Source organism: Streptomyces boluensis (assembly GCF_009908195.1).
In the GTDB taxonomy this organism is placed as follows: Bacteria; Actinomycetota; Actinomycetes; order Streptomycetales; family Streptomycetaceae; genus Streptomyces; species Streptomyces boluensis.
The window spans coordinates 1-10,038 of record NZ_JAAAHS010000284.1; the positions used below are offsets into that span (position 1 = coordinate 1).

Here is a 10,038-nt window from a genome sequence, read left to right on the forward strand (position 1 = left end):
ACCGCACCCCGCGCGCCGCCACACCCGCCTCGCCCTGCCCGTTCTCCTCGCCTCGCTCGCCCTGTTCGCCGTGCCCCTCGTCACCGCCGGCCAGCACGCGCGCCCCGCGCCCTACGGCGACCGCCTCACCGTCCACGCGCGCGTGCAGTCCGACACCGCCGCCGAACCCGCACTGCGTACGCGCGGCCGCACCCTGCAGGCGTACGACCCCGGTACCGGGCGGGCCCGCTGGACGCACGCGCGCGTGGGGCACCGCCCGCTCGCCGTGCTGCCCACACCGGGCCACGCCCTCGCGCTCTGGGACGACGGCCTGGTCACCGACACCGAGCGCCGCACCGGCCGGTCCGTGCGCTGGCACCGGGCGATCCCCGCGGGCGCGGACTGGCTGCGTACCCCCGAGGCCCGCGGCGGCGCCGGAGTGCTGCGCACCCTCGACCCGCGCGCCCGCATGGTGGCGGTTGTCACCCCGCGCCGTATCGCCGCCTACCGCACCGCCGACGGCGACCTGCGCTGGGTGCTGCCCGCCGAGCCCGGCTGCGCCTTCGAGCCGAGCCGGGCCGTGCACCACGGGCCCGCGCTGCTCGTCGCCCAGCCCTGCGGCGCGGCCACAAGCGCCTGGCCGGAGCAGCTGACCGCGGTGGACGACCTGGGCCGCATCGCCCCCGGGCGCAAGCCGCTCGGCAACGCGCTGCCCGGCGCCGCGGCCGCGCAGGGTACCGCCCAGGCGCCGGAAAAAGTGGTTGCACACCACCGTTAGAATTGCCCGTATGGCCATTCTCCTTGTGCATTAGACGGCGTCGACCAGCGCCTCCGCCCGTCCGCCGTCCTTTCCCACCTGCCTGGAGTCTGTCCGTGATCACCGCAAGCGGCATCGAGCTGCGCGCCGGCGCCCGCATCCTCATCGAGAACGCTTCGTTCCGTATCGCCAAGGGCGACCGCATCGGCCTGGTCGGCCGTAACGGCGCCGGCAAGACCACGCTCACCAAGTGCCTGGCAGGCGAGGGCACCCCGGCCGGCGGCACCATCAGCCGCTCCGGCGAGGTCGGCTACCTCCCGCAGGACCCGCGCACCGGCGACCTCGACGTGCTCGCCCGCGACCGGGTGCTCTCGGCCCGCGGCCTCGACACCCTCATCCGCAAGATGCGGGAGAACGAACAGCGCATCGCGAACGGCTCGGGCGGCACCCGCGAGAAGGCCCTCAAGCAGTACGAGCGCCAGGAGACCGAGTTCCTCACCAAGGGCGGGTACGCCGCCGAGGCCGAGGCCGCCACCATCGCCGCCGCGCTCGGCCTGCCCGACCGGGTGCTCGGCCAGCCGCTGCACACCCTCTCCGGCGGTCAGCGCCGTCGCGTCGAGCTCGCCCGCATCCTCTTCTCGGACGCGGACACGTTGCTCCTCGACGAGCCGACCAACCACCTCGACGCCGACTCCATCGTCTGGCTGCGGGACTACCTCAAGACGTACCGCGGCGGCTTCATCGTCATCTCCCACGATGTCGAACTGGTCGAGACGGTCGTCAACAAGGTCTTCTACCTGGACGCCAACCGCTCCCAGATCGACGTCTACAACATGGGCTGGAAGCTGTACCAGCAGCAGCGCGAGTCCGACGAGAAGCGCCGCAAGCGCGAGCGGCAGAACGCCGAGAAGAAGGCCTCCCAGCTGCACTCGCAGGCCGACAAGATGCGGGCCAAGGCCACCAAGACCGTCGCCGCGCAGAACATGGCCAAGCGGGCCGACAAGCTCCTCGCGGGCCTGGAGGACGTGCGCCAGAACGACAAGGTCGCCAAGCTGCGCTTCCCCGACCCCTCGCCGTGCGGCAAGACGCCGCTGATGGCCGAGGGCCTCTCGAAGTCGTACGGCTCGCTCGAGATCTTCACCGACGTCAACCTCGCCATCGACAAGGGCTCCCGCGTCGTCATCCTCGGCCTCAACGGCGCGGGCAAGACCACGCTCATGCGCCTCCTCGGCGGCGCCGAGAAGCCCGACACCGGCCAGGTCATCGAGGGCCACGGCCTCAAGCTCGGGTACTACGCGCAGGAGCACGAGACCCTCGACCCCGAGCGCACGGTCCTGGAGAACATGCGCTCGGCGGCGCCCGACCTCGACCTCGTCCAGGTGCGCAAGACGCTCGGCTCGTTCCTGTTTTCCGGCGACGACGTGGACAAGCCCGCGGGCGTCCTGTCCGGTGGCGAGAAGACCCGGCTCGCCCTGGCCACCCTCGTCGTCTCGTCGGCGAACGTGCTGCTGCTCGACGAGCCCACCAACAACCTCGACCCGGCCAGCCGCGAGGAGATCCTCGGCGCGCTGCGCACCTACAAGGGCGCCGTCGTCCTCGTCACCCACGACGAGGGCGCCGTCGAGGCGCTCCAGCCGGAGCGGATCATCCTGCTCCCGGACGGCGTCGAGGACCTGTGGGGCGCCGACTACGCGGACCTGGTCGCGCTCGCCTGAGCCTCCGCGACGCCTCCGGGACTTCCTCCGGGACCGCCTCCGGCACGGCCGGGGCACCCTGATCAACTCCGTATGGATCATTCGCCGGACGCGTGATCCTTCATCTGAGTGAGATCGCCTCGTACCGAGGTGTGTCGTACACGGATTTCGTGGCTGTGCGCCCGGTCGTCGGTTGACGGCCGGGCGCACGTCGCTGACCTGGCACTTCGTCGCGACACCCGTTCGGCCGTACCCGCCGCGCGCCCCGGAGTCGGGCATTCCGCTCGTGTCAGGCGCCGGCCTTGGCGTGAACCTCGTCTCACGGACCTTGCCGAATGGGTGGCCAGGACGCTCTTGAGGGGTGATCATGAGAAGTCCAGAGCGCACTTCCCACGAGGAGGCACGGGTGGCCGAGACTCTGAAGAAGGGCAGCCGGGTAACCGGCGCCGCGCGCGACAAGCTCGCGGCAGACCTGAAGAAGAAGTACGACGGCGGTGCGAGCATCCGGGCACTCGCCGAGGAGACGGGCCGTTCCTATGGCTTCGTGCACCGGATGCTCAGTGAATCCGGAGTCACGCTGCGGGGACGCGGCGGGGCGACGCGGGGCAAGAAGGCCGCCGCCGGCTGAGCACGGGCCGCTCATCCACTTCGATGGTGCCCACCCGGTCGATCCCGTGATCGACCGGGTGGTTACTGTGCAGTCACTTAGCTGACAGGTGTACGCACAGGACGTCCGCGTCCGGCGCGTTCCGCCCGAGGCAGATGTCGACCGCAGCCCCATCGGAGGCACCGCATGGCTTCGCCCGACCCCCAGCACACCGCCGGAACCGAAGTGTTCGCGAAGGACGGCGTCCGACTCGCCGTCGACGACGCGACCGCCACGGTGACGCTCATCAATCCGGACAAGCGCAACGCCCAGAGTCCCGCGCTGTGGCGGGCGTTGGCCGAGGCCGGACGGGCGCTGCCCGGCAGTGTGCGGGTCGTCGTGCTGCGCGGCGAGGGCAAGTCCTTCTCCGCGGGGCTCGACCGGCAGGCGTTCACGCCCGAGGGCTTCGACGGCGAGCCGTCGTTCCTCGATATGGCGCGCGGCGACGACGCCGAGCTCGACGCGGTCATCGCCGAGTACCAGGAGGCGTTCACCTGGTGGCGGCGGAGCGACCTCATCACCATCGCCGCGGTCCAGGGCCACGCCATCGGCGCCGGTTTCCAGCTCGCGCTCGCCTGTGACCTGCGGGTCGCGGCGGACGACGTGCAGTTCGCCATGCGCGAGACCAGCCTCGGCCTGGTGCCCGACCTCACCGGCACGCACCCCCTCGTCTCCCTGGTCGGGTACGCCCGCGCCCTGGAGATCTGCGCCACTGGACGGTTCGTGCACGCCGAGGAGGCCGAGCGGATCGGTCTGGCCAACCTGGTGGTCCCGGGCACCGAACTCGACGCCGCCGCAAGCGACTTGGCGGCCGCGCTGCTCGCCGCGCCCCGCGACGCGGTGATCGAGACCAAGGCGCTGCTGCAGGGCGCCGTCACCCGTTCGTACGAGGACCAGCGCATCGCCGAGCGCGCCGCCCAGGGCCGCCGCCTGCGGGACCTCGCGGGGCTCGGGGACTAGGGGGCGTCTCTCCGATCTTTGCGGATCAGGCCGCGGCGTCTGGTGCGTGCTCTCGGCGTGCGCCCGGATTGCCCTCGTACTGGACGTACTTGGGTGATTCGGGCGTGCGGCGAGAGTGCGTGCCAGGCGTCGTGGACCCGCAAAGATCGGGGAGACGTCCCCTAGCGACTGCCAGGGCGCCACGGCCAGTTCGTCGGTGCGCCGCTCCACCTCGGCGCGCAGCGCGCGGCCCGCCTCCGTCGCCGTACCGTCGGACTCCAACAGGCCGCGTACGACCAGGCGTTGGCGGGCGGACGTCCACTCGTCGGGGCTCCAGCCGCGGCTCGCGAAGGTCGCGGGCGCGGCGGCGCCGACGGCGGCGAACGACACGAGCGCCTCGACCGGGTCGAGCCCCGCCGCGCGCAGGGCGGCCACATGCCCGTCGCCGCGGTGCTCGCGCAGCACGGTCGCCGCGTGCCAGAGCACCTCGTGCGGCGCGTCCGGCCATGGCAGCGCGGCGTTGGCGGCGGCGAGCGGGCGGGCCACGGAGTCGGCGTGCGCGGCCTCGGCTGCGCGGCGGGCGAGTTCGGCCGCCTCCGCCAGGTCCGGGCTGTCGACGGCGGCACCGAACAGCGCGCGCAGCGCCCGGTCGACGGCGCGGCGTCGCGCGTCGAGGACGGCCTCCGGCGGCGCCACGTCCCACACGGCCGGTACGTACGCGGCGACCATGCCCGGCGCGAAGCTGTGGAAGGTGTCCCGCACCGACTCCCGGCTCGCGGCACCCAGCGGCGCCGCGCGGTAGGCGAAGTAGCCGGGCCAGCGCTCCGCGGTGTCGTAGCCGAGCGCGGCGGCCTCCTCGGTGGCCTCCGGCGCGTAGTAGAGCACCGCGTGCAGCGGTTCGAGCAGGTGCCACAACTGCCGTGCGCGAGAGGGCTCGAAGCCCCCAGCGGCCTGCTCGGCGTGGATGTACAGCTCCGGCATGACGCCTCCCGGGACAGCGGGCCCATTGAACTTGTCACTGCGAATGAACTTGTCACTGCGAACTTGTCACTGTCTAGATTGCGCGCCCGCACCAGAACTTGTCAATGCCTAGATCGGGCGTAGCCTGCTGACCATGACCGAACAGCGCGCCTACCACCACGGCGACCTGCGCCGCACCCTGCTGACCGCCGCGCTCGACGCGATCCGCGAGTCCGGGCCCGCCGCGCTGAGCCTGCGCGATCTGGCCCGGCGCGCGGGCGTCTCGCACGCCGCGCCCGCGCACCACTTCAAGGACCGCACGGGCCTGCTCACCGCCATCGCCGCGGAGGGGTACGGGCTACTCGCCGACGCCCTCGCCGAGACGCCCGAGCTGAACGAACGGGGCGTGCGGTACGTGCGCTTCTGCCGCGAGCACCCGGCGCACTTCCAGGTGATGTTCGCGCCCGAACTGCTGCGCGCCGACGACCCGGAACTCCTCGCCGCCCGCGAACGTGCCGGGGACCAACTACGGGCGGGCGTCGCCGGGTTGGCGGCGTCGGGGCGCGGGGACGACGCGCGCCTCGCCGGGGTCGCCGCCTGGTCGCTGGCCCACGGCTTCGCAACGCTGCTGCTCGGCGGCAACCTCGAAGGGCCGCTGGGCGACCGGGATCCGGAGGAGATGTTCCGGGACCTCACCGGGCTGCTGTTCCAGGGCGGGTAGCCGGCGCGCACAGGGCGGTACGACCACGCCCACAAGGCCTCGGAACCGTACGGCCGCACGTATTACCCCGCGGGTAATCGACCCCCCGACCGCTCCCCCGCATGATCGGTCACAGAACAGCGAGCCGCCCGACCGACCTCCGAGGAGTGCGCCATGACTGCCACGACCGCCACCAACTCCCCCGTGAACGGCGCGAGTTCAGCCGCACAGGCCGATGCGACCCGTGCCGTCGTGCAGGAGTTCCTCACCGCCCGGATCGCCGGGGACACCGGCCGGCTCGTGGAGATCTTCGCCGACGAGGTCGACTGGCTGCTCGCCGACAACCCCGTCGTCCCGTGGATCCGGCCGCGCACCACGGGTGCCGAGTGCGCGACGCAGGCCGAGGAGATGGCCGGGTACACCGTCAGCGAGGACAGCCGCGCCTCCGTCGACACCTTCCTCGTCGACGGCGCCGACGCCGTTCTCTTCGGCCACCTCTCGGGCACGGTCAGCGCCACTGGCAAGTCCTTCGAGGGCCCCTTCGCGCTGCGCCTGACCGTCGAGGGCGGCCGCGTCATCCGGCACCACCTGTACGAGAACAGCGTGTCGGTCGCGGCGGCCTGCACCCCCACGGTCTGACCGGGCCTGGGGGTGCAGGGAGGCCTCGCCACCCGAGGAGTTACCCGAGGATCGTGGTGAGGAACTCCCCCACCCACGCGAGGAGTTCGCGACCCACGACCGGCTTGCCGCCGACCTTGGCGGTCTTCGGGCGGGGCACCAGGAGCTGGTGCCCCGTGGGCTTGATGACGGTGCCCGGGTAGAGCCGCTTGAGGCGCAGCTCCTGGGACTCCCGCAGCTCCACCGGCGCGAACCGGATGTTGTTGCCCTGCAGCACGATCTCGCCGACCCCGCAGGCGCGGGCGAGCATCCGCAGGCCCGCGACGAGGAGCAGGTTCTCCACCGGCTCCGGCAACTTGCCGTAGCGGTCGACGAGTTCCTCGCGTACCGCCTTGATGTCGTCCTCCGTGTTGGCGGAGGCGATGGAGCGGTAGGCCTGCAGGCGCAGCCGCTCGCCCGGCGCGTAGTCGTGCGGGACGTGCGCGTCGACCGGCAACTCGATCTTGACCTCGAGCGGCGGCTCCTCCTCGACGCCGCCCTCCATCTGCGCCCGGTAGTCGGCGACCGCCTCGCCCACCATGCGTACGTACAGGTCGAAGCCGACGCCCGCGATGTGCCCGGACTGTTCGCCGCCCAGGAGGTTGCCCGCGCCGCGGATCTCCAGGTCCTTCATCGCGACGTACATGCCCGCGCCCATCTCGGTGTGCTGGGCGATCGTCGCGAGGCGTTCGTGCGCGGTCTCGGTCAGGGGCTTCTCGGGCGGGTACAGGAAGTACGCGTAGCCGCGCTCCCGTCCTCGTCCCACGCGGCCGCGGAGCTGGTGGAGCTGGGAGAGGCCGAAGTTGTCGCCGCGCTCGACGATGAGGGTGTTCGCGTTGGAGATGTCGATGCCGGACTCGACGATCGTGGTCGAGACGAGCACGTCGAACTTCTTCTCCCAGAAGTCCACGACGACCTGTTCCAGGGCCTGTTCGGACATCTGGCCATGGGCCGTCGCGATCCGCGCCTCCGGCACGATCTCGCGCAGCCGCGCGGCCGCCCGGTCGATGGACTCCACCCGGTTGTGGATGTAGAAGACCTGGCCCTCGCGCAGCAGTTCACGGCGCACGGCCGCGCCGATCTGCTTCTCCTCGTACGGCCCGACGAAGGTCAGGACCGGGTGGCGCTCCTCCGGCGGCGTCGTGATCGTCGACATCTCGCGGATGCCGGTCACGGCCATTTCGAGCGTACGGGGAATGGGCGTGGCCGACATGGTCAGCACATCGACGTTGGCGCGGAGCTTCTTCAGCTGCTCCTTGTGCTCGACGCCGAAGCGCTGCTCCTCGTCGACGATGACCAGGCCCAGGTCCTTGAACTTGGTCTCGGAGGAGAAGAGACGGTGCGTGCCGATGACGATGTCGACGGCGCCGTCCTTCAGTCCCTCCAGGGTCGCCTTGGACTCGGTCTCCGTCTGGAAGCGGCTCAACGCCCGTACCTTGACCGGGAATTGTCCGTACCGCTCGGTGAACGTTCCGTAGTGCTGCTGCACGAGCAGCGTCGTCGGCACGAGCACCGCGACCTGCTTGCCGTCCTGCACCGCCTTGAACGCGGCGCGAACAGCGATCTCCGTCTTGCCGTACCCGACGTCGCCGCAGATCAGGCGGTCCATCGGGACCGACTTCTCCATGTCCTCCTTGACCTCGGCGATGGTGGTCAGCTGGTCCGGGGTCTCCACGTACGGGAAGGCGTCCTCCAGCTCGCGCTGCCAGGGCGTGTCCGGGCCGAAGACGTGGCCGGGGGCCGCCATGCGCGCGGAGTACAGCTTGATCAGGTCGGCCGCGATCTCCTTGACGGCCTTCTTGGCCCGCGCCTTCGTCTTCGTCCAGTCGGCGCCGCCGAGCCGGTGCAGCGTCGGGGCCTCGCCGCCGACGTACTTGGTGATCTGCTCCAGCTGGTCGGTGGGGATGTAGAGCCGGTCGCCGGGCTGGCCGCGCTTCGCGGGCGCGTACTCGACGACCAGGTACTCGCGGGTGGCGCCCTGGACGGTGCGCTGCACCATCTCGATGTAGCGGCCGACACCGTGCTGTTCGTGCACGATGTAGTCGCCGGGCTCCAGGGTGAGCGGGTCGATGGTCTTGCGGCGCCGCGCGGGCATCCGCTGGCCGTCCTTGCCGGCGGCGCGCTGCCCGGTCAGATCGGTCTCGGTGAGCAGCGCCAGCTTCAGCGCCGGGTCCACGAAGCCGTACTCGACGGAGCCGCAGGCCACGTGCACCACGGACGGGGCGATCTCGGCCAGGTCAGCGTCCAGGCGGGCGGCGATGCCCTCGCCGCCGAGCACCTCGACCGTACGGGCCGCGGGGCCGTGCGCCTCCGTCACGTACACGGTGCGCCAGCCCTCGGAGAGCCAGCCCTTGGTGTCGGCGAGGGCGCGGGCGGTGTCGCCGCGGTACGACTCGGGGGCGCGCATGCCCAGCTTCAGGGTGTCGGCGGAGAGCTCCTCGTCGGCCGCGAACGGCGACACCGACCACCACATCATGTCCAGCTCACGGGCCCGGTCCCGGACGTCCGCGATGCCCCACAGGGAGGCGGCGCCCACATCGATCGGGGCCTCTCCGCCACCGGCCGTCGCCGCCCAGCTGGCCTGCAGGAACTCCTGGCTCGTCGCGACCAGGTCGGCGGCCCTGGTGCGCACCCGCTCCGGGTCGCAGACAAGCGCCATCGCGCCCTTCGGCAGTACGTCGACGAGCAGCTCCATGTCGTCCACCAGGACCGGGGCGAGCGACTCCATGCCCTCGACGGCGATGCCCTCGGCGATCTTGCCGAGCAGTTCGCCCAGCTCCGGGTGGCGCTCGGCGAGCGCCGCGGCCCGCCCCCGCACCTCGTCGGTGAGCAGCAGCTCACGGCAGGGCGGCGCCCACAGGCCGTGCTCGGCGATCTCCAGGGAGCGCTGGTCGGCGACCTTGAAGTACCGGATCTCCTCGACCTCGTCGCCCCAGAACTCGATGCGCAGCGGGTGTTCCTCGGTCGGCGGGAACACGTCGAGGATGCCGCCGCGGACCGCGAACTCGCCGCGCTTCTCGACCAGTTCGACCCGGGAGTACGCCGCCGCGGCGAGCGCTTCGACGGTCTCGCCGAGGTCGACGGACTGGCCGTGCCGCAGGCTCACGGGCTCCAGGTCGCCGAGCCCCTTGACCTGCGGTTGCAGCACGGAACGCACCGGCGCGACGACCACCGAGACCGGTCCCGTCTCCGGGTCGCCGTCGCTGCTCGGGTGCGCGAGCCTGCGCAGCACCGCGAGCCGCCGGCCGACGGTGTCCGAGCGGGGGCTGAGCCGCTCGTGCGGCAGCGTCTCCCAGGACGGGTACTCCACGACGCCGCTCGGGTCGAGCAGGGAGCGCAGCGCGGCCGCCAGGTCCTCGGCCTCACGGCCGGTCGCGGTCACGGCGAGCACCGGCCGCTTCGCCTCCCGCGCGAGGGCGGCCACGGCGAAGGGGCGGGCCGCGGCGGGGCCGACGAGGTCGATGTGCATGCGGTTGCCGTCGGTGGCGGCCTTCACCGCTTCGGTGAGAGCGGTGTCCTTGACTACCGCGTCGAGCAGACCGTGCAGGCTCATGAAGGGGGTTTCCGTCCGGGAAGCGGGCAACGCGAGGAGCCCGACACGGGTACCGGGCCGGGGGGAGTTTCAGCGTACGCCGCTGCGGCGAACCGCCGCGGGGCTCCGCCCCGGACCCTGCTCCTCAAACGCCGGAGGGGCTGAATTTTCCGG

Annotated in this window: 7 protein-coding genes and 1 pseudogene; 6 read left to right on the forward strand and 2 right to left on the reverse strand. The window is 71.9% G+C overall.

Annotated features, from left to right (window positions below):
- From GUY60_RS27580 to GUY60_RS27595, 4 genes are all read left to right on the forward strand, one after another.
- A partial coding sequence (locus GUY60_RS27580; RefSeq protein WP_312866445.1) for a PQQ-binding-like beta-propeller repeat protein occupies positions 1–757 on the forward strand: 757 nt, incomplete at its 5' end.
- A gap of 95 nt (positions 758–852) precedes the next feature.
- Complete coding sequence (gene abc-f, locus GUY60_RS27585; RefSeq protein ID WP_161702573.1) at positions 853–2,451, forward strand: ribosomal protection-like ABC-F family protein; 1,599 nt, start codon at positions 853–855, stop codon at positions 2,449–2,451.
- Between the two features lie 385 nt (positions 2,452–2,836).
- On the forward strand, positions 2,837–3,058 hold the full coding sequence (locus tag GUY60_RS27590; RefSeq protein ID WP_055550175.1) for a helix-turn-helix domain-containing protein: 222 nt from the start codon (positions 2,837–2,839) through the stop codon (positions 3,056–3,058).
- Between the two features lie 165 nt (positions 3,059–3,223).
- Positions 3,224–4,036 (forward strand): enoyl-CoA hydratase/isomerase family protein, encoded by an 813-nt coding sequence (locus GUY60_RS27595; RefSeq protein ID WP_161702575.1) that lies wholly within the window; start codon positions 3,224–3,226, stop codon positions 4,034–4,036.
- A 156-nt stretch (positions 4,037–4,192) separates the two neighbouring features.
- Here GUY60_RS27595 and GUY60_RS39200 read toward each other — a convergent pair.
- Positions 4,193–4,996 (reverse strand): annotated as a pseudogene (locus tag GUY60_RS39200) (SCO6745 family protein); the annotation flags it as partial.
- 133 nt (positions 4,997–5,129) lie between these two features.
- Here GUY60_RS39200 and GUY60_RS27605 point away from each other — a divergent pair.
- Both GUY60_RS27605 and GUY60_RS27610 read left to right on the forward strand, forming a co-directional pair.
- Positions 5,130–5,696 carry a TetR/AcrR family transcriptional regulator gene (locus tag GUY60_RS27605; protein ID WP_161702577.1) on the forward strand — a complete coding sequence of 189 codons (567 nt, stop codon included), beginning with the start codon at positions 5,130–5,132 and terminating at the stop codon, positions 5,694–5,696.
- A gap of 153 nt (positions 5,697–5,849) precedes the next feature.
- On the forward strand, positions 5,850–6,314 hold the full coding sequence (locus GUY60_RS27610) for a nuclear transport factor 2 family protein (RefSeq protein ID WP_161702579.1): 465 nt from the start codon (positions 5,850–5,852) through the stop codon (positions 6,312–6,314).
- A 40-nt stretch (positions 6,315–6,354) separates the two neighbouring features.
- Here the strand turns inward: GUY60_RS27610 and mfd are convergent, their stop codons facing one another.
- Positions 6,355–9,885, reverse strand: a complete 3,531-nt coding sequence (gene mfd, locus GUY60_RS27615; RefSeq protein ID WP_161702582.1) for a transcription-repair coupling factor — start codon at positions 9,883–9,885, stop codon at positions 6,355–6,357.
- Between the last annotated feature and the right edge of the window lie 153 nt (positions 9,886–10,038).